Genomic DNA, 26,266 nt, shown 5'->3' on the forward strand with positions numbered 1-26,266 from the left:
AATTTTTATCTAAGTATCAATAAATAGAATAAATTAAATATTTGCTAAATTTATATTGATTTTAATCTTGAAATAATTGACAAAAGCTGGCAGTAAGTGGTTGACAAAAACTGTCACTAAATAAAAATTTTATTTCAATTAATGCTAATTCCCACCTTTATTTTTAGCTTTAATTTATTGGATAGATACTCTCCACTTATTAATCAGGTCTAACTTGATTAATAAATATTATTAGATAATAATGGAACTCCAAAATACTATAATTTTCTTATTCTAAAGTAATTATAGTATTTTTTTTAAGATCCCTAACTTCGAAAGCTTAAGTTTAACTACTGAAAATATATCAATGATTAAAACAAGTATATAAACTAAAATATTTAAAATAACTAAAGGAATAATATGAAAAAGTTCCATATTCGGACATTTTTATTTATGTTCTTACTTATTGTCTGTTCAAGCATTGTTTATATGTCTTCTCAGGCAAATAGTAAAAAAATATCTCTATTTGATAGTTTGAACGGAAAGTCTTTATATGTTGAAACAAATGAAAATTTTAACCTTGAAGACAAAATTACTCCTCAATTGAGAGGGATTAAATTTATTTCAAAAAAAATTGATTTATTCCAAGCTTTATCTCCTATTTCTCTAAAATCAGCAGACTTAGACAAAGATGGTGATTTGGATTTAGTTACAATTAATCAAAAAAGTAATTCTATAACAATTTTAACTAATGCTAGTGGAGGGAAATTTTCTAGCAAAGAAATTTTCCTTCCAAACATTGATGGACTGTCTGACATAACAATAGCTGATTTTGATTTGGATCAGGATTTGGATATTGTAACAGCCAATTCTATAAATGCTAATTTGACTATATTAAGTAATGATGGGACAGGAAATTTTACTAGCAGAAATTTAAATCTTCCAGAAATTAATAATCCAACATCGATAGCAAGTGGGGATTTTAATGCTGATGGTAAGATGGATTTAGTTGTTATTGATTCAAATAGCAATATTATTGTTATTTTTAATAATGGTTCTAGTCAATTTGCTAGCCAAAATAGACAATTATACTCTATTTATAATCCTAGTAGTTTGGCTTTAGCAGATTTAGATGGCAATAATACTTTAGATATAATAATTGCTAGTAAAGTTAATCAAACATTAACTATTTTATCTAATGATGGCAAAGCTAAATTTAGTAGTAATTCTATTTCTTTAGATAAGTCTGCTTTGTCAATTACTACTGCTGATTTAGACAAAGATGGTTTAGTAGAGTTAATTACTAGTAATCAAGATAATACTATTTCCATACTAACTAACAAAACCAATAACTATATTATTAATAACCTTACTCTTCCTAAAGGAACGACTAACCCAAGCTCAATAATAACCGCTGATTTAGATAAAGATGGTGATTTTGATATCATTACAAGCAATCAAGATAATGTGTCTGTTTTTGTTAATAATGATAATGTTTTTAGTACTATTAATTTAGCTTTAACCCAAAGCTTTTTACCTAGAACTACAATAGCAGATGATTTAGATGGTAATGGTATTTTAGATTTGGTTATATCCAATCAAAACAGCAATAGTTTAGATTTGATGCTAGCCATTCAACCAAACGTGCTAAGTCCTGCTCAAACACTGCCATTTAGCCAAAACTGGTCAAATACAGGTTTGATTACAACAGATGATAATTGGAATAATGTAGCAGGAATTGTAGGTTATCGGGGCGATGATTTAACGGCTGCTACAGGCACTGACCCACAAACTATATTAGGGGAAGGAACACCTGTTATTGATGTAATTGCTAACCAAAGCAATCCTAATGCTTTAGCAACAGGTGGTGTAGCTGAATTTGATGGAATAGCTAATCCATCAGTAGCTTTACAAGGTTCAGGTACAGCCGATGCTCCTTCAATTATTATTGCTCTTAACACTACAGGATTTAATAACATCAATGTAGCTTATAATTTAAGAGATCTTGATGGTTCAGCAGATAATGCAATACAACAAGTAGCTTTACAATATCGTGTTGGTACAACTGGAAACTTTACTAATTTAGCTGGTGGTTATGTAGCTGATGCTACACAAGGCCAAATCTTGCTACGTTAGTAACACCTGTTAGCGTTACTTTACCATCAGCAGCTAATAACCAATCTGTAGTTCAAGTACGTGTTATTACTACTAATGCTGCCGGTAATGACGAATGGGTAGGAATAGATGATATTAGCATCACTGGTGAAGTTGCGGCTCAACCAGGCACATTACAATTTAGCTCAGCAACTTATTCAGTAATGGAAAGCGGAAGTAGTGCAACTATCACTGTCACCCGTACTAATGGAAGCAGTGGTACAGTAACAGTCAACTATGCAACAAGTGATGGAACTGCTACTGCTGCTAGTGATTATACTGCTTCTAATGGAACTTTAACTTTTGCTGATGGTGAAGTTTCTAAAACTTTTTCTGTTCCAATCATTGATGATGTTTTAGTTGAAGGAAATGAAACAGTAAACTTGAGCTTAAGCAATCCTACAGGAGGAGCAACTCTTGGTAGTCCTAATACTGCTGTTTTAACTATCATAGATAATGATAATGCTGGTAGTTTACAGTTTAGCTCAGCAACTTATTCAGTAATGGAGAATGCAGCTAATGCAACCATTACTGTCACTCGTACTAATGGAAGCAGTGGTACAGTAACAATCAACTATGCAACAAGTGATGGAACTGCTACTGCTGCTAGTGATTATACTGCTTCTAGCGGAACTTTAACTTTCCTAAATGGTGAAACTTCTAAAACTTTCTTTGTTCCAATTATTGATGATGTATTAGCTGAAGGAAATGAAACAGTAAACTTGAGCTTAAGCAATCCTACAGGAGGAGCAACTCTTGGTAGTCCTAGCAGTGCTGTTTTAACTATTGTTAATGTTCCTAAACCAGGCACATTACAATTTAGTTCAGCAACTTATTCAGTAATGGAAAATGCAGCTAATGCAATTATTACTGTCACCCGTACTAATGGAAATGAAGGTACAGTAACAGTCAACTATGCAACAAGTGATGGAACTGCTACTGCTGCTAGTGATTATACTGCTTCTAATGGAACTTTAACTTTCCTAAATGGTGAAACTTCTAAAACTTTCTCTGTTCCAATTATTGATGATGTTTTAGTTGAAGGAAATGAAACAGTAAACTTGAGCTTAAGCAATCCTACAGGAGGAGCAACTCTTGGTAGTCCTAATACTGCTGTTTTAACTATTGTTAATGTTCCTAAACCAGGCACATTACAATTTAGTTCAGCAACTTATTCAGTAATGGAAAATGCAGCTAATGCAATTATTACTGTCACCCGTACTAATGGAAATGAAGGTACAGTAACAATCAACTATGCAACAAGTGATGGAACTGCTACTGCTGCTAGTGATTATACTGCTTCTAATGGAACTTTAACTTTCCTAAATGGTGAAACTTCTAAAACTTTCTCTGTTACTGTTATCAATGATTTAACAGATGAAGTAAACGAAATGGTAAACTTGAGCTTAAGCAATCCTACAGGAGGAGCGACTCTTGGTAGTCCTAGCAGTGCTGTTTTAACTATTGTTGATGATGACCCACCAGCTAGCTTAAGCATTAATGATGTTACTCAAGCAGAAGGAAATAGTGGTACTAGTACAATGACTTTTACTGTTAGTTTAACTCCTGCTAGTGCATTAACAGTGATGGTAAATTATGCAACAAGTAATACAACTGCAATTGCTGGTAGTGATTATATAGCAAGTAGTGGAACCTTAACTTTTGTTCCTGGAGTAACTAGTCAAAGCTTTTCTGTGACAATTAACGGTGATAGAACTACAGAACAAAGTGAAACCTTTTTTGTCAATTTAACATCGGCTGTCAATGGAATGATTGTAGATGGACAAGCTGTTGGAACTATCACAAATGATGATTTCTTAGATCATTTTACTATTTATGCTGCTGATTCAAGCAATAACCGAATTCAACGTTCTACAGATGAAGGCGGTAGCTGGTCAACCATAGGTTTAGGTGCTGGTACAGGTTTAGGTCAGTTCAATAATCCACGAGGTATAACTGCAAATGTAGCAGATACATTAGTTTTTGTAGCAGATACAGGAAATAATAGAATTCAGCGTTCCATAGATGGTGGTTTTACATGGACGATTTTAGCCGGTGCTGGTACAACTATTGGTAAAGTCAATGCACCTCAAGCTTTAGCTTATGATGAAGCACAAGATAAACTCTATATCGCTGATACACTTAACAATCGTATTCAAGTAGTAACAAATGCTTCTACATCTAATCCTACTTTCTCAATTTTTGCTAACGCTACAATTGGTAATGCAATTGGTAAAGTTAATCAACCAAGAGGAATTGCTGTTGATGCTGATGGTAATGTTTATGTAGCTGACACAGGTAATAACCGCATTCAAGTTAATATGGCAGGTATTTGGACTATATTTGCTGGTGCTAGTGCTGGAACAGCAATTGGTAAAGTTAATGCTCCTCGTGCAGTTTATGTTAATTCTTTAGGTCAAGTTTTTGTAGCTGATACAGCTAATAATCGTGTTCAAATCTACAATGGAGTATGGTCAATCTTTATGTCATCAGGGACAGGACTTGGTTTGGTAAGATTACCTGAGGGTGTTACTGTTACTGCTAATGCTAATGCAATAATCAGTGATACAGGTAATAATCGTATTCAAAACAAAGCTGTTTCTGGGGCAACTACAATTATTGTAGGAACACCTGGTACAGGAGAAAACCAATTTAATCAACCAACAGGAATACGTTAAATTTTTAATAAAATTTAATTCCAGAAAAATAGCTTAACTACTTGTAGTTAAGCTATTTTTGTTTTAGAAAAATTTATTATTTGAAGACTTTTAGAGTTAACAAAAATCTTTGTTAATCTTTACTTAGCAGGGTTTCCATCTACATCTAAAATTCGGATTTCACCTAAGTTAAGCTCTTTAATTCCTGCTTCAATCTTGCTTCTATCACCAACTATTAACCAAATTAGTTTGTCTGGTTGAATGACTTTGCGAGCAGCCAGATTTACTTGATCTAACTTAAGATCTCTTACTTGATTAGCATAAGTTTTGTAATATGTATCAGGATAACCATAACGAACAATGTCAAGAATAGAATTTAGTACTCTACCATTAGTTTCCCAACCGCCTGGCAAGCCTAAAATTTGATTAGTTTGGTCTTTTAAGAATTCTTCTTGAGTAATTGGACGTTTATCTAAAACTTCACGAAGTTCTTTTACTACTTCAGAAATAGATTCTTTAGTTTTGTCAGTTTGTATTGGAGAAATGCTTAAGAAAGGACGTTGGGCAGCAGTATCAGCTAAAAAGCTAAATACTCCATATGACCAATGTTTATCTTCACGCAAATTTAAGTTAAGGCGGGAAGTAAACACACCACCTAAAACATTATTCATAGTGTTAACTGCTAGTTCATCAGCATTAGATCTTTGAGGAGCAATATGACCAGCAACAATAATAGATTGGAGTGAGCCAGGACGGTCAACTAAATAAACAACGGGTTTGTTTTGATGATTTACTTGGGCAATATTTTTCTTTGGTACTTCGCCAGATTTCCAATCTTTAAATAATTTTTCTAGTTTTGGAACAATTTCTGAAAGGGTCGTATCGCCAACAACTACCAAAGTAGAATTATTTGGCTTAAACCAGGTTTGATGATATTTAACCACATCAGCTTGGGTCATGTTTGTAATAGATTGAGGTGTACCAGAGCCGGTAAATGGTTGGCTGTAGGGATGACCTTTTCCATAAATTAAACCTGGCATTAGTCTTAAAGCAATAGAAGTTGGGTCAGCTTTTTCTTGTTCTATCCCATCAAGTTGTTGTTTTTGTAAACGCTTAAATTCTTTTTCTGGGAAAGAAGGGTTTAAAACAACATCAGCAAAAATATCTAAACTTTGGTCTAGGGTAGATTTAAGGCTACCTAAACTGACGCGGGAAGTATCTAAATCAGAAAATGCACCTAAATTAGTTCCTAAATTAGCTAAATCTTCGCTAATTTTTAAGGAATCACGGTTTTTTGTTCCTTCAGTCAACATTGACATAGCCATATTAGCTGTTCCTGGATTTGGATCTGCTGCATAGCCCGCATCTACTACTAAATTAAGGCTAATAAGTGGAGCAGAATGACGTTCTGCTAGGATTACTTTTAAGCCATTGGATAAAGTAGCACGTTGAAGGTCTGGGAAAGTTATTTCTGGTGCCGGGCCTAAGTCAGGCAATTTGCTACGGTCAACACCTTTTGCTTCATTGGTAAACTCAGGAAATGGAGTAACGGTTAAAGTGTAAGAACCATCTGAAAGCCATTTTTTAGCAGTTTCTTGTAAATCTTTAGCAGTCGCTTCTTTAACTCTTTTAAGGGTAGTTTTGTAATAATCTGGATTTCCTGCATAAATTTGATTCATAGCTAAAATGTCAGATTTACCACCAAACCCGCCAATACGCTCTGCACCACGAATAAATCTAGCGGCATATTGTGCTTTAATACGTTTAAGCTCGGCTTCTGTTGGCCCTTCAGCTAAAAATCGCGCTACTTCTTCATTAACAATAGTTTCTATTTTATTTAAGTCTTCACCAGGGCGAGCAAAAACTTGAACATAAAATTGTCCACCAATTTCATTTATATCAATTGACGCACTTGCTTCAGAAGCAATTTGTAAGTCATAAACTAGACGTTTGAAGAGTCGGGAATTTTTACCTGCTCCAAGTACATCACTAGCTAGGTCTAAATAATCAGCTTCTGCTGATCCCCATTGTGGAATATTCCAAACCTTAAACATTGCTGCTTGTGGTACTCGGTCTTGGACTGTTTGACGGCGTTCACCAGTCATTTTAGCAATTGCTACTTGATGTCTAGCAATAGGAGGGCCAGCAGGAATATCACCAAAGTATTTTTCTACCTTTTCTTTAACTTCATTGGCGTTAACATCACCTGCTACAACTAACACAGCATTAGCCGCGCCATAATAGGTCTTAAACCATTCCTGCACATCTGGAAGCGATGCAGCATTAAGATCTTCCATTGAACCTATTACAGTCCAAGAATAGGGATGTTGAGCCGGATAAGTAGCTTTAGTTATTAGCTCAAAGGCTACTGCATAGGGTTGATTTTCACTTTGACGTTTTTCGTTTTGCACTACACCGCGTTGTTCATCAAGTTTTGCTTGATCAATTGCTCCTAAAAGATGCCCCATTCGGTCAGATTCTAGCCATAAGACCATATCTAAGGCAGATTTAGGGACATTTTGAAAATAGTTAGTGCGATCATTATTAGTTGTTCCATTTAGATCTGTTGCACCAATTGTTTCAAGAGCTTGAAAATAATCTTTGTTATAGTTTTCGCTACCGTTAAACATTAAATGTTCAAAGAGGTGAGCAAAGCCGGTTTTACCAATTTTTTCATTTTTTGAACCTACGTGATACCAGACATTGACAGCAACTATTGGAGCTTTGCGGTCTTCATGTACAAGTAAGGTTAAACCATTTTTTAGGACAAACTTTTGGTAAGGGATATCTAAATCGCTACTAGCATCAACAGTTGTTGGAGATGATGGATTATCTCCAGAACTTGCTTTTACACTAGTAAAGACTAAGCAGGCTAGTATAAAGAAAAATACTAGTAGCTTTGTTTTTCGTAGCATACTTTTAACTCCTTTTTGTAAGGTTGAATTTTAATTAACCTATGTAGATAGAATAATTACAAATTATAAATAATTTAACAAAACTAGCATTATTTCAAAGCACCTGATAAAAACTCAACTTTAAATGGCGATAAATAATCCAAGTTTGTATCTTTATGTATTTATTGATTTTTGAGTTAAACGGCGGGCGAAAACTTTTTGTTTTTGTTTTAAGCAACTATTAAACAAATTATAAAAAGCCCAACAAGCAGTTGTTGGGCTTAATAACTTAAAAGCTTATCCTAAAGCCAATTTGAATTTGGCGAGGAGCAAAAGCAGAACGGAAATTTTGTTTTGGAACAATAAAACGTCCATTATCTTGAGTTGGTAAAAGTGAATTACCTTGAGCATTTGGAGAGAACACCCTAGCAAAATCACTAATATTTACACGATTAAATAAGTTAAAAAATTCTACAAACCCTTGTATTTGAATAGTTTCACCTATTCTTACTTTTCGAGATAGCCTTAAATCAACATTAGCAAATCCTGGAGTAATGCCAGCATTTCTACCTATGCCATTAGGACGATCACCAGGCGGGTTATCCCCATTTTGGTTAAGATCAACACCTGCTAATAAATTGTAGGGGCGACCAGAATTTAAGTTAACAATTGTAGAAAGTTGGAAGTCCCCCAACAGACGATTTTTTAAGTAGCCAAAATCTAACACACCAGATAAGACAAAACGACTACGTAAGTCTTGTATAGACAGGGAACGCTCATTGCCAATATTTAATGGATCTTGGGTTTCTTGTACAATGGTACGAAAATCTAAACTATCATCAATGGCTTTTGAAAAAGTGTAATGAGCTAGTAGGCTAAAGCGTTTATCAAATTTTCTTTCAAATTGAAAAGTTACAGCATGGTAGTTGCTATTAAAAGCTGATTCATATTCAAAAATTCCACCAGTACGAGGATTAACCCGGCCAGTTAAGGCACTTTGGACAGCACTGCCAGCAACCGGGCGAACAATAGGATTAATTTGACGCACGGCAAAAAGTTTTACACCTTGAGAAAAGTTATAACTGAGGCTAAGAAAAGTTTTTGGATCTAAAGCATAATCAATTGTAGCTGTAAGTTGTTGGCTATAGCTGTCTTGCAGGTTAGGATCAACATTTATTTCCTGGCTTAATTGTTCAACAAATTGAACTTGTGCAGGAATTTTATCATTACCTGGAAAACGTCTATTAGGTTGGTTATAGGCCAGAACAGAAAGAGGAAAGGGAAGTACAGGAATTTTTACAGCAGCACCACTTACTTCTGCTGCGCCTAATACGCCTACTAATGGCACGCCAGAAAAAATTCCATAAGACAATCCAACTTTTAATTTTTCTAATGGACGATAGGAAATACCAATTCTAGGAGAAAAAATTCCACTATTTCGAGGAGTAAAACCAGCCTGGTTAGTATCAAATCTAATGCCTGCGTTTAAGAATAAGTTTGGTTTTAATTTAATTTTATCTTGAACAAAAAGAGAGATAAACCGAGCATAAGTTATTAATTGTTCATTTCCAAAGCCTTGTAAGAAAGTTCTTGGAATAGGTAAATTAGCTAGTCCGCTAATTCCAAATTGCTGACCTACAGCATTAAGAAATTGGATTTGTTCAGGAGTTCGTAAATTAGGGTCAAAGGCTTGAAGTCCAGAAATTACAGGTGCAGTTGGGCTAAGTTGTAGCGGAGTAAAAGTAGCTTGCCCACCAAAGAAAAAAGGCAATTGGCCCTGCATATCAAGATAGCCAAAGTTAATCCCAAACCTTATATCATTTCTTCCTTTAGCAATTGAAGTGTTATTAACAAATTGATAAGAATTTTCTAGTCTATTACCTGGCAATACTTGGTTACGTCCTAGAATTATTCCCCCTTCAGGAGCAATTAAAGTTAGCAGTGGGCCTTGGTTATTGTCTAAAGAAAGTAGTTTAGTAGTCCGACGACCATAAAGCACACGAGTTTCATTAACTAAGTTTAAGTTAGTATTAATGTAAGTGTTGCTAGCTGCAAAAGAGTTATCATCTTGGCGTAAAACTGCGCCATTAGTTTCAGCTATTAGACCACCAAAAGGCTCAAAAGCACCATTATAATTAAACCCGCCATTGTAGCGAACCCAAAGTAAATTGCTTGGAGTGATGCGAAAATCTGCACGTGCTAAAAACGCGCTACTTCCAACTGCTAAAGGCACAGCACCATTTTTTACATCTAAAAAACCTTGTCGTCTTAGAGCAGCAATTGTGTTATCAGTAATAGTCACAATATTACTTTGTTGAATAGTCAAACGTTCAAATGAGGTAAAGAAAAAAGCTTTATCTTTTTTTATTGGCCCGCCCAAAACAGCACCAAATTGATATTGTTCATAAGGGGGTTCTTTGCTTACAAAAGTATCTCGCGCACTAGTTTCATCATTACGCAAAAAGAAAAATAAATTGCCATTAAATTGATTGCCGCCAGTTTTAGTAACAATGTTAATTGCTCCTCCAACTGCTCGACCAAACTCAGCAGAATAAGTGTCGGAAACTACTTGGAATTCCTGCACAGCTTCCTGGCTAAATGTTGAACGGGATGTTCCTGTCACCACGTCATTATTATCTACACCATCAATAGTAATATTGTTAAATCTAGCAGGTAGGGCATTAAATGAAATTCCTGAAGATGGAGCAGTACCTTGTGCAGGTACTCGGTCGGCGGTGGCACGTGCTGAAGTAAGCGTAAAATCTAAAAAATTTCGTCGGTTAATTGGCAAATTATTAATAGAGTTTTGGCTAATATTGGTGCTAGTTTCTGTTTTAGTTTGGTTAATACCTGCGTCTGCAAACACTTCTACTATTTCAGAATTTTGACCTAATTTTAATTTAAAGTTAATTAGTGAAGTTGTTCCAAGTGCTAAATCTCGTGTTGTTATTTGTTGGGAAAACCCTTCTGCTTCTATGCTTATTTCATAAGTTCCGGGGGGTAATTGCACTAAATTAAATGCTCCATCTTGATCAGATGTAATTTCACGGGTGATATTAGTCGTTAAATTTTTTGCTCTAATGGTTGCTGCTATAATAGTAGCACCTTGTTCATCTGTAACACTTCCTGAAATATTTACTGTTGTTGCTCCACCTTGTGCATAAATTGATTTAATTGATAGAGTTAAGAAAAGACATAAAAACATAATAAAGATAGATCTTCTCATAGAGTATTACCTTTGTTTACTTAGGTTATGGAGTTTAATTTTAGGTTTATTTATGATAATTTGCTTAGTAAGTTTTTAGAGTGGATATTGTTTCAAAGTTAAGAAAAAAAGTAAAGAGATTAGTTATGCTTACTTAGATTATAAATGTTAATTAGTTAATAAATTAGAAAATAAATTAGAAAATAATTGCTAAGAAATAAGGAAATTATTAAGTGCGTTATTTGTATATAATTGAAAAATAAATAGATAGATAAGAATATCTATTATTTTTGCAGCAAATTTATAATTAAAAAGTCTTGGAAACAACAGACTATATTCAATTAGTAATTTGTTGTTTCCAAGCTATATTGTTAGGCAACAGCCTTACCAGTGCGTTTTTTGGTTTGTTCTTGAGATTCTTCTGTTTCTACAGTTGCTAACTCACTAGCTTTAAGTGGGCGAGTTGTTGATGTTGCTTCTTGACGATTTTTAGGAACTAATTGATAACGCAACATTAGTTCTTGTTTAGTTAAAAAAATATGTTTTGGTTTTCTGCCATTTTCAGCAGCTTGTAAAACTTGTTCAAATGTCATTACTTCTGCACGATCATCTTGATCAATCCAAACATAGGTATCACTCATATTTCTTAAGACCTCCAGGCGATATTGAATAATTAATAATGAATTCGATGGTAAACTATGATGAGTTTCGATATATTCAGCTACGGCTACTTCTTGAGCCGCCTGATTTTCAGCATAAAATTTTTGAAAATCTTGACATTTATGTTTAATTGAACAACAAAGACTACAAACAATTGTGTTTTTAATATGGTTAAAAACAGGACAGTATATTTTTAAGCTATTTTTTGTTATTTGAATATTATTTGTTGTTTGTCGCTTATTCATAAATTAAAAAATTTTGCTCAATAGTAAATTTTTAAACTAACAATAAATTTTTAAGAAAAAGTTTTGTTAGTAGTTAAGACATACAAAATATAGACGATTTATAATAAAAATAAAATAAAATAATGTCAAGTCAAATAAAATATTTTATTTGACTTAAAAGAGGATTTTGGCAGATTATTGAAAAGCATTAAAAAAAATAAAAATTTTAGCTTTATCTAAAACAAACTTAGCTTCTATTCTATATAACAAAAAAGTAACCCTGTTCCTAATAAGTTTAACGTGGAGTTTGACAGCGAAAATCTATGAGGCCAATAGATGTCATCAGAATTATTTTAGTTGGAATATTAGCGGCAATAGTTTTTACCCCACCAATTCTAGTTGGTTGGACAGTTCCAATGCTGCATAGAAGAAAAATTTTTTATTTTCCCTGGTTAATTTTTGCTCGAGGTACTTGTGCCATATGTCGAATTGATATGCATGTAAAAGGCAAAGAACATATCAAGAGAGATTCTTATTTAGGAAAACTTTATATTTCTAATCATCAAAGTGCTTTAGATATAACTTTATTAGTAGCAAATTATCCATTACCTTTTTTAACAAAAAAAGAAAATCTTTATCTTCCTTTTATTGGTTTAGCAGGACTACTAGCAGGAAGTATAGCTTTTGACCGAGATAGTGGTTCAGAACGTCGTAAGGTTTTAGAAAAAATTGTTGATAGAGCAAAAAACCATACTGCACTTTATATTTTTCCTGAAGGCACTCGTAGCAAAACTGGCGAACTACAGAAAAAAGTTTTTCCCGCATTACTTAGAATGGCTTGGCGTGCGGGTTTAGAAGTTGTTCCAATTGCTTTACATGGTTCTTATTTAGTTGTTGGACATAAGGCCCCACCGGGCGGGCGTTATCCAGTTTTTATTGAAATAGGGGAACCTATTGCGGCTAACAAATTTGATAATGACAAAGTATTTGCTAATTATTGTTGGGAACAGGTTATAAAACAGCATGAAAGTGTTTCTGCTGAATTTGCTGAACTAGAAGCAGTAACTAGTAAAAAAGTAATTAGTGCAGAGTCTTAATATTTTAGCTATTTATTAATTACTTTTTTTGGCTTTTATTCAAGATAAATTGTTTTTTGCTAAAACAAAATTAGGGTCTATTTTTATTGCTTTCTCGCAACTTTCTATTGCTTTCTCCCATTGACTAAGCCCATTATAACAAACACATATATTGTTATAAATTATTGGATTATTAGAATCTATTTCTAATGCTTTTTTGGAAATATAAATGCTTTTTTCAAAATTCCCCACATTAAGAAAAGCTAAACTTAAATTTATATAATTGGCTAGAGTTGCTTTTGGTGCATTCTGATCAGCTTTTCTTGATAAAGTAAAATCATAATTATTTTTTGCTAATTCAAATTGAGGGTTTATTTCTAGAGCTTTTTTGCAAGCAATTTCCGCCTCTGAATATATAAAAATATTGTTATAAGCTATACACATATTATTATAAGCAATAAAACTATTTGGATTAATTTCTACTGCTTTTTCAGAAACTAAAATAGCTGAATAATTGTCACCTTTTTGAATTAATTCTAAACTTAAATTAACAAAATCCTTGTCTGTAAAATTAGCTGGAGGGGATTTAATATAGCCAATAATATCTTCTGAGGAAGTTAAAATTTTACCTGTTGCTGCTAATTGAGATTTAGCAAAATTAAGATTATTTCTTGCTAATTGATAGTTTGGATTAAGCCTTAAAGCGTTGTTTCCTGCTTCTATAGCTTTTTCCCATTCTTGAAGATTATTGTAAGCAGAACAAAGATTATTGTAAGCGTCTGGATTATTAGGATTTATCTTAAGTGCTTCTTTACAATCTTCTACTTCTTCTTGATAAAGTCTAACTTGACCATGAAAGTAACTAAGCATCAAAAAACTTTTTTCTTTTAGGTTAACTTCTCTAATTTCTTTTGTTTCTCCATTAATATAGTAAAAATGAATTGCATTGTTTATAAAAAGATCTTTATAAGTGCTAATAGAAATGATTACTAAAATAGTTAATGTAATAGCAAAAGAATATTTTTTAATCCAAAGATTAGTAAAATACTCATCAAATGATAAGTTTTTTAACTTTACTATATATACTATATAGCAAATAGTTATTATTACTATAGAAAACCAGCAAATATACTCATGCTTAATAATAAAAAACTGGTCATGATTAAAGGCAAAAGCACGGTTCCAAGGAAACCCACTTGACCAAGAGTTATAGATCATAAAAGCAAAAATTCCACTGGTTAAGTAGTAAAGCAAGGTTAATTCAATGCTAAGGCCAACAATCCAGGGAACAAGCCAAGTAAGATATTGAATTCCAAAACCAGGACTCAAAAATAAGAAAAGGGAAAAAGTAAAACCTATTTGAAAAAACAAAGGTATTTTTTTCCCAACAAAGTTTATTAAAAACGCAAATAAAGCTATAAGAGCTATTATTAAAAATTTGCCTTGATTAGCATAAAAATCATTTAGCCAAAGATTATCGCTTAAATATGTATTAAAGATTCTTGACGCTCCCCATAGTCCATAAAAGCTATTATAGCCAAAAGTATGTTTAGCTATTTGCATAGGAACTTGGACAATATAGGGCATGGAAAGGAGCATCCAAATAATTGCTGCTGATAAAAAATATTCAATGCGCCTTTTATTATTACTTAAGTAAAAAAATATACAGGGCGCAACAATCATTGGGACAATCTTAACATTCATGCTTAATCCATAAAATAAGCCAGCTAGAGTTAAGTTGCTTAATCCAAATCTAGTAAAATATTTATAGATTGTTTCTGGTAAATAACTTCTTAATTTGTCGCCACTTACATCTATTAAATAAACAGAGAGCAATAAAAAGAAAATAAAGTTAGGATCTGTATTTCCATGAAAACCAGATACCATTATAGAAATTGGCGCAAAAATCATTAAAATTAAGGCCGTTTTTGGTAGATTTTCCTTTCCCTTTATTTTTAAAAGAATTTTATAAGTAATTAATAAACTACCTATATCAGATAGTGATGAAAAAAGTCTTAGCCAAAAAGCTAAATCAATTTTTGTCAAGGATTCTAGTAGTTGTACAAATTTAACTACATTTACTGTAAATGGTGGGTGGTTAAAATAGTCTAAGTTAGTGTAAAGACCTGCTCCTGTTTGCTTTTGTGTGATTTCAGAAAAAAGCCTCCAAGTTGTTATATCATTTGTTCCTTCTGTTTTGGCTGCAATAAATATCTTAAGTAAAAAAACTCCTATAACAAGAAAAATAATGTTATTCCAAATCACATCAATAAAATTACTAGTTAGGGTTTTCTTATTATTGATAGTTATTTGAGACTGTTGATCAACTTCATGAATTTGAGGCTCTTCAGACAAAGTTTCTTGGCTAGTTTTCTTATCATTTACTTGAACAACAGGTAAAACTTTATTTGTTATAAGAGCTTTTTCAAGAGGTATTTTTTTAGTTTTATTATTTTTCGTGAGGTTTTTCATAAAATTTAGGGGCTTTTTCTATTTTTTAATTAGTAAAATCTTCTGCTGGTAAAAAATTAGCTTTTAAGTAACTTACTGTATCATATAAAGTTTCTTGGGGATCCCGCGAAACAAAACCAAGCTCACGTTCTGCTTTGCTTGAGTCTAGATACCAAAAATAATCTGCCATTTCCACAGAAACTACTTCAATAGGTGGGACTTTTCCCCAATGTCTATAAAATGAGTCGGTTATTTTAGCTCCCCAAATAGATGCTTTAGAGGGAATACTTAATTTTGGCCCAGATATTTTGGTTATTCTTTCAAGCTTTCCAAAAAACTTTTCAAATGTCCAATTTGGGCCACCTAGTAAGTATCTTTCCCCGTTTCGACCGCGTTTCATTGCATTAGCAAAAGCAATTGCTGTGTCTCGAACATCAACAAAATTTATTCCACCTTTAGGAATTACAGGAATATCCCGCGACATAAATTTCAAAATGTCATTAGTTGAGCTAAGGCGGTCATCTCCAGGCCCAAGCAGTAAACTAGGGTTAAGTATCACTAGTTCAACCTTACCCTTACACATATGGCGGGCAGTTTCTTCTTGATAGACTTTGCTACCGTAATAGGGCCAGCGGGAACAAATTTCTATTGGAGTAGGCCAGGTTTCGTCTGGAATTTCTTCACCTGTTTTAGTAATGGCAATTGTTCCACTAGTTGAAGCCATCACAATACGACGGACATTAGCTTTTTTGGCTGCCTCGCATAATATTCTAGTTCCATCAATATGAACTTCATGCATTTGTCTTTTATCATCTAGGTTTCGGGAAACTTTACCTGCTAAATGGTAAATTTCCGTCACTCCTTCAACTGCTTCTGTTACAGTTTTAGAATCAGTGATTGAGCCTGTAATAATTTCTAAGTTATTTGATAAAAAATCTGGTATAGTTGAGCTAGCTAATATACGTAAATTTTCTTGGCCTTTCTCTAAAAGGTGATTTATCAAATGTTTACCTAGAAAACCTGTTGCTCCAGTAATTAAAGTTTTTGACATGATGACTCCAAATTGCTTTTGATAACTTGCAAAAATATCACAACAAAAGCTTAAATGTGGAGTTAACACCGCTAACCACGTATTAATCATTAATTTTAAGGCTAAATTTTATGGATAACTTAGTAGAAAAACTAGACCCAATATTTGTAGTAGATTTATTTCCAAAACTTAATGGTAAATTAATAAATTTATTAAAAAGTCTTGAGCCTCAAGAATGGCAAAATCCTACAATTTGCCCACTTTGGACTGTTAAAGATATTGTTTCTCATTTGCTAGATACTAACTTAAGGAAAATTTCTATTTATAGAGATAATTATTTTTGCGAAAGTGGGCAAAATATAAATTCCTACCAAGATTTAGTTGCTTACTTAAATCAACTAAATGCTGATTGGGTAAAAGCGACTAGTAGAATTAGCCCTAAAATTTTAATTGACCTGCTAGATCAAGCAACTAAAGAAGTTTATCTAGTCCTAAAAGCCTTAGATCCTTTTCAACCTTCTATTTTTTCAGTTGCCTGGGCAGGTGAAGAAACGTCTGATAACTGGTTTGATATTGCTAGAGAATATACAGAACACTGGCACCATCAACAGCAAATTCGCCTAGCTACTAATCGAGTTGAGCAAGATAGAATTGACACTAGAGAGCTTTATTTTCCTGTCCTAGATGCTTTTATGCGAGCATTACCATACACTTACAGAAATACTAATACAGAAGAAAATACTTTACTTAAATTTAATATTACTGGTAAATCTGGAGGCAGTTGGTTTTTACTACGACAAAACAATAATTGGCAATTAGTTAAAAAGTTAAGTTTAGCTATTACTACAGAAGTTAATATTGACCAAAATATTGCTTGGAGACTTTTTACCAAAGGAATAGACAGGCAATTAGCTCTAAAAGATATTAGTATTATTGGGGATACAGAGCTTGCTCAACCTGTTATAAATATGCTTTCTGTGATGGCTTAAAATAAAGTAAATCAAAGATTTCTTCTTTTTAAAGAAAGGAATATAATTTAATAGTAACTCCTCTAAATACAATATGTTATTAAAACGGTAGTAAAAAGGGGGACTATTATGCTACAGACAAAATTAATTCCTTTTTTAAGTATGTTGCTAGTACAAATACTAATTTTATTTTTACTAGTTCAACCTATCAAAGCAACGTCAGCAGTAATGCTTACAGATGAAGACTTAATTGTTAGCTCAAGAGCAATAATTTATGGAAAAGTTATTTCTATAGAAAGCCAATATGATGAAAATCAGGAAAATATTTCTACCTATATCAAAATAAAGGTCAAACAAGTTTTTAAGGGAAAGTTGTTTGAAAAAGAAATAGTTATTCGTCAAATGGGCGGCACAGTAGGTGATATAACACAAAAAGTTATTGGCACCCCAGAGTTTAAGCTTAACGAAGAGGTGTTACTTTACCTAAATACGGCTGATGATGGAGCCTTAAGAGTTGCTCATGTTTTTATGGGCAAGTTTTCAGTAATTAAGGATAAAGATAAAACTTATGTTCTGCGTCAAGTAGGCTCTGCAACAATTATTGAGCCTCAAGGACGTTCTAAAGAGCAAACCATTACTAACAAAATGGAATTTGCTGCTTATGTTGACAAAATTAAATCTGTTCTTAGCTCAAAAATTGAGCGAGTTAATGAATATGAGTTAATTAATAGAGATCGTCCGTTGCTAGCTATACCTAAAGAATATAAACCTAATATTAGTAATGGAGTAATTCAGCCACAATTTACATTTGCTGGTGGGCCTAGTCGTTGGCAACAAGCCGACAATGGAACCCCTATACGTTATAACATTAACACCGCAAATGCTCCGGTTTCTGGGGGAGGTGTAGCAGAATTAGACGGATCTTTAGCCGCTTGGACTAATGTTTCTGGGGCTTCAATAATTTTGCAACGTGCAAATAACACTTCTTCATGTGGTTTTACTAACAGTGATAGCACTAATACTGTATCTTTTGGAGATTGTAGAAATGAAGTTGATGACCTAGTTAATTGTGCTGGAACTTTAGCTGTAGCTAGGTTTTCTTTTAGTAATTCTGTCACCAAAGTTATTAATGGGACTACATTTAACCAACTTATAGATGCAGATATTGTTTTTAATAGTTTTGGTAGTTGTAGTGTTTCTTCTAGCTTTATTGCAGAAATAATGGTTCATGAAGTGGGCCATACAATTGGATTAGGGCATTCTTCAGAGGATGACGGCGAACCAAGCCAAGTCCTTAAGGATGCTACAATGTTTTTTTTGATTCATAATGATGGACGTGGAGCTAGTTTAAGAAGCGACGATATTGCAGGCGTTTCTTTTATTTATCCTGCTGCTGGTGGAAACCCAACAAGCTCTGTAACATTAAATGTAACTAAACTTTCAGGTACTGTTAACCCAGGACAAAGTAGCGTTTATCCTGTAGCAATTAACCGGACTAATTTTACTGGCCCTGTACAACTTGGATTAACAATTTTAGCTAATGATGTTCCACCTGGGATAAGTTTTTCTTATTCAGCTAATCCAGTTACAGGAACAAGTAGTAATTTAACTATTGGGACAACTACAGCTACACCTGCTGGAACATACACTTTTGTTGTAACAGGAACTGCTAGCGGAATTACCATTGCTAATAGCAATCAATTTACTTTAATTGTAAGTCAAAGCACTCCAAATAGAGATTTTTCTATTTCTGTTGCTCCTACTTCTCAAACAATTGCAGCAGGACAAACAGCTAACTACTCATTAAATGCTACATTTACAGGTGGATTTTCTGATCCTATTAGCTTTAGTTTTAGTAGTTTGCCTCCGGGCGCAAATGTTCCACAATTCCAAGGTAATTTTCCTATACCATTTCAAGTTGTAACTAGCTCAACAACACCAGCAGGAACTTATACTTTTACCGTTACTGGTACTGGTGGAGGCTTAACACGCACTACAACTGCTGTTTTAATTGTACAATCTGCCGCATCTGTTTCATTAAGAGTAGAAAGAAATTCTGCTACAGTTACAGCCGGTCAAACAGCAAGCTATCCTGTAACAATTAGTCGAACTAATTTTTCTAGTGCTGTGCAATTAGGTCTAGCAATTTTAGCTAATGATGTTCCCGCTGGAATTTCATTTTCTTACTCTAACAATCCTACTACTAGCTCTAATGTAACTCTTAACTTAAGTACAACTATGGCTACACCACCTGGGACTTATAATTTTGTTGCAACTGCTACAGCTAATGGAGTTACGATTCCTAATAGTAATCAATTTAGTTTAGTTGTAACAGCAGCAACACAACCTGATTTTGCTATTGCTATTTCTCCAACTTCGCGGACTATTTCACCCGGTCAATTAGCTGATTACACAATAAATGCAACATTTATGGGAGGATTTTCAAGCTCTATCTCATTTACATTTAGTAATTTACCACCAGGTGCAAATGTTCCACAATTCCAAGGCAATTTCCCGTTACCATTTCAAATTGCTACAAGCTCAACAACACCACCAGGGACTTATAATTTTACTGTCACCGGTACTGGTGGAGGTTTAACACGTACCTCTACAGCAACTTTAATAGTCCAAGCTCCTTCTTCTGTATCAATTAGAGTAGAAAGAGATTCTGCCACCGTTACATCAGGTCAAGCAGCAAGTTATCCTGTAACACTAACAAGAAATAACTTTAATGGTAATGTAGAGCTTGGTTTAAGTATTTTAGCTAGTAATGTTCCACCAGGAGTTACATTTTCTTACTCAAATAATCCTACTACTAGCTCAAATGTGACTTTAAACATTAGCACTACATCAGCTACACCAGCAGGAACTTATAATTTTGTAGCTACAGCTATAGCTAATGGAATCACCATTCCTAATAGCAACCAATTTAGCTTAGTGGTAATGAGTGCAGCACAACCAGATTTTTCTATTTCTATTTCTCCAAGTTCTAGGACGGTAATGGCTGGTCAAGTGGCCGATTACACAATAAACGGCGTATTTACAGGGGGATTTTCAAGCGCGATTTCATTTGCATTTAGCAATTTGCCACCAGGAGCAAATGTTCCACAATTCCAAGGTAATTTCCCACTTCCTTTCCAAGTTGTCACTAGTTCATCTACTCCAGCCGGAACTTATATTTTTACCATTACTGGCACTGGTGGAGGGCTAACGCGAACTGCTACAGCTACTTTAATTGTTCAAACACCTTCCGGGCCAATGATTGATAACGCGTCTTACCGTAAACCAATACTTACAATTTCAGGTGCTTTATTTGTTGGTAATGTTCAAGTTAGGGTAAATGGTGTAGATGTCACTTCACGAATAATCGATCTTTCAGATAGCCTTATTACTCTAAAAGGAAATAAGAAAAAATTGCGTTTGCAAAAAGGCACAAATGTTGTCCAAGTTATTTCTAATGGTATAGCTTCTAATAACTTTACTTTTAATTTTGTTGCTGATGAAAATCTAATAAACCTAGAGCAAGCAAATAGTAATATTTTTGGTAGCGGACGCAGTGAAGATTATTATCCTAATGTTTTTGGAGAAGGTAGTAGTAACTAAACTGTTTCCTTGTATTTTCTTGAAAAGAATAAAGATGCAGACAACATAGTTTGCATCTTTAATTCTTTTAGGCCGTTTTTGCTATTTCACTTTTCTTAAGAGAAATAACTAGTTTTAAGTAGTTAAAAGCAACTAATACAACTACTGCCCAACAAAGTATTTCATAGTAAATTATGTAACCTGTCCAGGGGCCTGCCACATCAGAATTAGCAAAATTCCAAGGAAACCCTTGTGACCAAAAATTGTAAACCAAGAATAAAAACAGTCCACTAGTCAAGTAAAATGAAGCAATTAAGCTAATATCTAGTAAAATTACCCAAGGTACTAACCATGCCATATATTGCACACCAAAACCAGAGCTTATTGCAAGAAAAACAAAAAACAATAATCCACATTGAATAAAAAGAGGTACTTTTTTTTCTGATGAGTTCATCCAAAATGACAGTAATGCAATAACACCTAAGACAACATATTTTCCTTTTGTTTGATAGAATGTGTTAATCCAAGATAAATTTTCAGGTAATGAGGAACTTAGCAGTCTTGGCAGTCCCCAAATACCATATTGGCTATTATAACCAAAAACATGGTCAATAATTATTTTAAGATCTCCTTGGAGAATATAAGGTAAAGAGCCAACTAAGAAAGTAATTCCAACAGCTAGAAAATACTCCCACCTTTTTTTCATATCTGGCAAATAAAAAAACATACAAGGCATAAGAATTAAACATACTACTTTAATGTTTAAGCTCATTCCTAACGCAGCACCAGCTAACCAAACAGGGTGATTATTGCTGAGTAAGTAAATAGATAAGATAAGAAAAAATATCATTACTGGATCTGTGTTTCCGTGAAAACCTGAAATCATCATTGAAGTAGGAGCAGTAGCTAAAAGCATTAAAGCCAATATTGAGAATTTATTAGGAGCTATCTGATTAAATATCTTAATGATCAATACAATAATAGCTATATCAGCTATTATTGCAGGAAGCCTTAGCCAAAATGGAAAAGCTATTCCTGAAAAATTTGCAAAAAAATCTAAAATAAACAGCCAATTGAGCATAAAAGGTGGATGGTTAAAATACCAAATTCTTTTATACGTCTCTAATCCTCCAAATTCTTTAGCTGTTTGTAAAAAAGTTTCCCAATATTTGACATCATTTGTCCCATAGGTATTAAAGGCAATCATTAGTTTTGCTAGGGTTACTAAACCAAGAACTAGCCAAAAAGTATTTGCCCAATTACCTAAAGTTTTAGATTGCTCTTGAAGAAAAGAAGTAATTTTTTGCATGGCACTAAATTATATAAATAAAGTAATTTATGTAAATAAAAACAAGTAGTATTCTAAGGTTAGTAAATAAAATAAAAATAGCTAGCAAAAACTAGCTATTTTTACACTTAAAATTATAGTAAATATTCTTAGTTTGTTATTCACAACCACAATCAGCAAGGAAAGTTCTATTTGCATCAAGTTTAGTAAAGAAAGAACAGAATTTCTTTCTAAAACCTTTGCTAGTGCTTGTTTGGATATCTAAAACAAAAGTTTTATCTCCATTTTTCTTATAAACCGGCCAAATAGGTAAATCTGTTGAATTAGGATCACCAGTTTTTGCAAAGTTTGACCAATATTTAAGCATCATTTCAGATAGTCTAAGCTCTTCAGCCGTTGGAGCTACAGTATTAATTTTAGCTAAAGTATTAAAAACAAAGCCTAACTCTAAGCCATGTTCAGCACCACGAGCTTTTCTTGACTCTAAAGCACGAGTAAAAAGATAAACATAAGCATTAGCTTTATTTGCTGCAAAAGCACGAAAAGATGTTCGTGTAGGGCAGAAAAAGAATTTATCGGTTATTATGGCATCAGCAGTTAAACGAGGTGTTCCATAGTCAGAGATAGGATAGCGTTTAACAACAGCATTTAAGTCTTCTGCACCAAAAACAATTTGTAGAGCTAATCTAAACTGGGCTTCCGTTTCTAACGGAATATTTTCAATAAAACCTAAAGCCTCATTTTTATTTGTTCCAATCATTAAAGTTACTGGATTTTGTTGACCACTAGAAAAAATTTCTTCGCTAGCGGTTGGTAGTACATAACCATCCACATTAGCACCATAAGGAATGCCTGTTGTGCCAGCAACATCGGCTGTTTGGTCAGGCGCAATAGCTTTTAATAATTGATCAGGGGTTTTGCTACGTAAACAGTCAGCTACATTGCTAGCTTGACCGCAACCAAGCTGAGTAGCCATTCTTAAACCAAAATCCTCGGCTGAAACTCCTCGAAGACTGCGACTACTATCTTTTAAGAAACGCTGTATTAATATTGGAAAAGCACTTTGGATAATAGCCTTTTGAAATAAGCCTTTTGCCAAGGGTGAAGCAACTAAAGTAGAAACATCACTTCCGCCAGCAGATTCACCAAAATTGTAATATTATCTGGATCACCACCAAAATTAGAAAGATTTTTCTTTACCCATTGAAGCGCGGCCAATTGGTCTAAAATCCCATAGTTACCAGAGCTACCATTAGCATCTTCCATTGTTAGGGCAGGGTGAGCAAGAAATCCTAGTGGGCCTAAACGATAATTAATATTTACTAGTACCACACCAGCTTTTTCAGCAAAAGGTTGACCATCATAAATTAATTCTCCATTAATTCTTTGATCTCCTGATTGAGTAATATTACCACCACCATGAATAAAAAGCATCACTGGTTTTAGGTCAGTGGTTAATGTTTTAGGTGTCCAAATGTTTAAGAATAAACAATCTTCACTGCCAACAGTTTGTCCTCGTTGGGGTTGTGCGCAGGGTGAGCCAAAACTTACTGCATCAAAGATATCTGTGCGCATTTCTGCTGCTTGAGGTGGTTTCCAACGCAAATTTCCAACAGGAGCAGCAGCATAAGGGATTCCGCGAAAGACTGTAGAGTTTTCTAAAACTTCCCCACGTACCGGGCCTTCTTCAGTCATAAATACATTACTTAATTCTATGTTTTTTGTTATTTCAGCTTTGGATTTTGATAAGTTGTTTGTATTAGCAGAGTTAACAAATAAATTATTGGTTAAAAATAAACATAAGATAGCAATAAAGGCTAAAACAGCCCTTCGTAGAACCATAAAAATTTCTCCTTAAAAATACTTAATAGAATAAAATTTTTGATGATAGAAAAATTTCAAAGTAACTAAATATAACACAACAACTACTAGTTTCTAAGACAGGCAGCATAACCTAAAATTTCCTCTCCCGTTTGTAAAAGTGATGGAGTCGGCTGCCAACCTCTTTCTAATCTAGCATTAAGCAATTCTTTAGCATTAGGTATATGATCCCACACGGAGATGCTATTGATTGCTCCTAATCAAGTAACATCAGGCACTAAAACTAAGTTATTTTGCCAGGGAATAATAATATCAAAAGTATATTCATCCAGTTTTACTACTTCTGAAACAAAAGCATTTTTCTTTTTTCCCCAATTAATTAAATTTAGTAGCGAAGTAGTGTTAGGGATCTCTAATTGTAAATTTAAGAAATCCGTTTCTAAAAGGCTAGTTTTGTTAATAAATTGCATAAAATGGAAGTCTCTAACCACAAAATTAAATATTTAGAAAAATTATAGTACAAGAGCTTTTTTTGCGCTTGTTAAAAGTTAAATCTCTAATCCTGTGATAAAAGGTTGTTTGGCTAAAGACTATTCTCTAAAATAGAGAATCTTTTCCATCCTAAAATCCTATTTTGGAGTACCAAGAATGAATCAACAAGAATTCAAAATTCCCCGCCGAGAAATAAAGCTGTCTGATGGTGAACCATCTTTTTATTTATATGATACAGCAGGCCCCCAAGGTTATGACGTTAAAGAAGGCTTACCAAAGCTAAGAGCAGAATGGATTAAAAAACGTAAAGAGCGTGGCGATACAAACTTTTCTCAAATGCACTATGCCCGTCTTGGTGAAATTACTGAGGAAATGCGCTATATTGCTCTTAGAGAAAATGTTTCTCCTGAGTTTGTACGCGATGAAGTAGCTCGTGGTCGTGCCATCATTCCTGCCAATATTAACCATCCAGAAAGCGAACCAATGATAATTGGACGTAATTTTTTGGTCAAAATTAATGCTAATATTGGTAATTCTGCTGTAGCTTCTTCAATAGAAGAAGAAGTGGACAAAATGAAATGGTCTGTTAAATGGGGTGCTGATACTGTAATGGATCTTTCTACAGGTAAAAATATTAAAGAAACTAGAGAGTGGATATTAAGAAATTCTCCAGTTCCTATTGGTACAGTCCCAATTTATCAAGCCTTAGAAAAAGTTGATGGACAGGTGGAAAAGTTAAATATTGATATATTTATGGAAACCTTAGTTGAACAAGCTGAACAAGGTGTAGATTATTTTACTATTCATGCTGGTGTTTTACTTAGATATATTCCTTTAACAGCAAAACGATTAACAGGAATTGTTTCTCGTGGAGGTTCAATTTTAGCTAAATGGTGTTTGGCTCATCACAAGGAAAACTTTCTTTATACAGAATTTGATCGTATTTGTGAGCTAATGAAAAAATATGATATTAGCTTTTCTTTAGGTGATGGCTTGCGCCCAGGCTCAATTGCTGATGCTAATGATGCTGCTCAATTTGCTGAACTTGACACTCTAGGCGAACTTACAAAAATTGCTTGGAAACACGATGTTCAAGTAATGATTGAAGGCCCAGGACACGTTCCCTTACACTTAATTAAAGAAAATGTTGATCGTCAAATGGAAGTTTGTCATGAAGCTCCATTCTATACCCTAGGGCCTTTAGTTACTGACATTGCCCCAGGCTATGATCATATTACTTCTGCAATTGGCGCGGCAATGATTGGTTGGTATGGGACGGCAATGCTTTGTTATGTAACTCCAAAAGAACATCTAGGTTTACCTAATAAAGAAGATGTTAAACAAGGTGTAATCGCTTATAAAATTGCTGCTCATGCTGCTGATTTAGCTAAAAACCATCCTGGAGCTAAAGAGCGAGACAACGCACTTTCTAAAGCTAGATTTGAATTTCGTTGGCGAGATCAATTTAATTTATCCCTTGATCCAGAAACGGCACTTGCTTATCACGATGAGACTTTGCCGGCTGAAGGTGCTAAAGAGGCGCATTTCTGCTCAATGTGCGGGCCAAAATTCTGCTCTATGAAAATTACCCAAGATGTCCGTGACTATGCTGCTCAAGTTGGAGTAAATGAAGAGGAAGCCTTAAATGTTGGTATGAAAGAAAAAGCTCAAGAATTTGTCGCGCTTACTCGTGGTGGTAGTAAATAAAATGCTATACATAAGCAAAACAACAGTATAAACGATAATGCGGGTGAGTTAGCCCGCATTATCATTTATAGCAAATCC

At 33.9% G+C, this 26,266-nt stretch carries 14 protein-coding genes and 1 pseudogene; 6 read left to right on the top strand and 9 right to left on the bottom strand.

The features are described from left to right. The first annotated feature begins 468 nt into the window (after window positions 1-468). A complete protein-coding gene (locus tag IPK14_01940; GenBank protein ID MBK7992199.1) occupies window positions 469-2,115 on the top strand; it encodes a VCBS repeat-containing protein in 1,647 nt (548 codons plus the stop codon). Between the two features lie 182 nt (window positions 2,116-2,297). After that, entirely contained in the window at window positions 2,298-4,811 is a 2,514-nt protein-coding gene (locus IPK14_01945; GenBank protein ID MBK7992200.1) for an SMP-30/gluconolactonase/LRE family protein, read from the top strand. Window positions 4,812-4,930: 119 nt separating this feature from the next. Here IPK14_01945 and IPK14_01950 read toward each other — a convergent pair whose 3' ends face one another. The 3 genes from IPK14_01950 to IPK14_01960 all read right to left on the bottom strand — a co-directional run bounded on the left by IPK14_01950 (window position 4,931) and on the right by IPK14_01960 (window position 11,794). Next, the gene (locus IPK14_01950) at window positions 4,931-7,705 is read right to left on the bottom strand and encodes an insulinase family protein (protein MBK7992201.1); all 2,775 of its coding nucleotides are present in this window, start codon (window positions 7,703-7,705) and stop codon (window positions 4,931-4,933) included. A gap of 268 nt (window positions 7,706-7,973) precedes the next feature. Further along, on the bottom strand, window positions 7,974-10,910 hold the full coding sequence (locus IPK14_01955) for a TonB-dependent receptor (GenBank protein ID MBK7992202.1): 2,937 nt from the start codon (window positions 10,908-10,910) through the stop codon (window positions 7,974-7,976). A gap of 350 nt (window positions 10,911-11,260) precedes the next feature. Continuing rightward, the gene (locus IPK14_01960) at window positions 11,261-11,794 is read right to left on the bottom strand and encodes a hypothetical protein (GenBank protein MBK7992203.1); all 534 of its coding nucleotides are present in this window, start codon (window positions 11,792-11,794) and stop codon (window positions 11,261-11,263) included. A 302-nt stretch (window positions 11,795-12,096) separates the two neighbouring features. Between IPK14_01960 and IPK14_01965 the strand changes: the two genes are divergently transcribed. Continuing rightward, window positions 12,097-12,870 (top strand): 1-acyl-sn-glycerol-3-phosphate acyltransferase, encoded by a 774-nt coding sequence (locus tag IPK14_01965; GenBank protein ID MBK7992204.1) that lies wholly within the window; start codon window positions 12,097-12,099, stop codon window positions 12,868-12,870. 39 nt (window positions 12,871-12,909) lie between these two features. On the opposite strand, the gene IPK14_01970 is transcribed toward IPK14_01965, so the two are convergent. Further along, complete coding sequence (locus IPK14_01970) at window positions 12,910-15,321, bottom strand: hypothetical protein (protein MBK7992205.1); 2,412 nt, start codon at window positions 15,319-15,321, stop codon at window positions 12,910-12,912. Between the two features lie 25 nt (window positions 15,322-15,346). Next, window positions 15,347-16,351 (bottom strand): NAD-dependent epimerase/dehydratase family protein, encoded by a 1,005-nt coding sequence (locus tag IPK14_01975; GenBank protein MBK7992206.1) that lies wholly within the window; start codon window positions 16,349-16,351, stop codon window positions 15,347-15,349. 110 nt (window positions 16,352-16,461) lie between these two features. On the opposite strand from IPK14_01975, the gene IPK14_01980 reads away from it, so the two are divergent. Then, window positions 16,462-17,319 carry a maleylpyruvate isomerase N-terminal domain-containing protein gene (locus tag IPK14_01980; protein MBK7992207.1) on the top strand — a complete coding sequence of 286 codons (858 nt, stop codon included), beginning with the start codon at window positions 16,462-16,464 and terminating at the stop codon, window positions 17,317-17,319. Between the two features lie 108 nt (window positions 17,320-17,427). Further along, a complete protein-coding gene (locus IPK14_01985; protein MBK7992208.1) occupies window positions 17,428-20,901 on the top strand; it encodes a hypothetical protein in 3,474 nt (1,157 codons plus the stop codon). A 67-nt stretch (window positions 20,902-20,968) separates the two neighbouring features. Here the strand turns inward: IPK14_01985 and IPK14_01990 are convergent, their stop codons facing one another. The 4 genes and pseudogenes from IPK14_01990 to IPK14_02005 form a co-directional block, all read right to left on the bottom strand. Further along, window positions 20,969-22,189 carry a glycosyltransferase family 39 protein gene (locus IPK14_01990; GenBank protein ID MBK7992209.1) on the bottom strand — a complete coding sequence of 407 codons (1,221 nt, stop codon included), beginning with the start codon at window positions 22,187-22,189 and terminating at the stop codon, window positions 20,969-20,971. 136 nt (window positions 22,190-22,325) lie between these two features. Beyond that, window positions 22,326-23,318, bottom strand: a pseudogene (locus IPK14_01995) (carboxylesterase family protein). Then, a complete protein-coding gene (locus IPK14_02000; GenBank protein ID MBK7992210.1) occupies window positions 23,279-24,010 on the bottom strand; it encodes a carboxylesterase family protein in 732 nt (243 codons plus the stop codon). The pseudogene IPK14_01995 and the gene IPK14_02000 overlap by 40 nt, the downstream one beginning before the upstream one ends. A 239-nt stretch (window positions 24,011-24,249) precedes the next feature. Further along, window positions 24,250-24,459 (bottom strand): hypothetical protein, encoded by a 210-nt coding sequence (locus IPK14_02005; protein MBK7992211.1) that lies wholly within the window; start codon window positions 24,457-24,459, stop codon window positions 24,250-24,252. A 178-nt stretch (window positions 24,460-24,637) separates the two neighbouring features. Here IPK14_02005 and thiC point away from each other — a divergent pair, with 178 nt between their 5' ends. Then, entirely contained in the window at window positions 24,638-26,188 is a 1,551-nt protein-coding gene (thiC, locus tag IPK14_02010) for a phosphomethylpyrimidine synthase ThiC (protein ID MBK7992212.1), read from the top strand. The last annotated feature ends 78 nt before the right edge of the window (window positions 26,189-26,266 follow it).

The sequence above is a fragment of the Blastocatellia bacterium genome (assembly GCA_016713405.1).
Taxonomy (GTDB): Bacteria; Acidobacteriota; Blastocatellia; order Chloracidobacteriales; family JADJPF01; genus JADJPF01.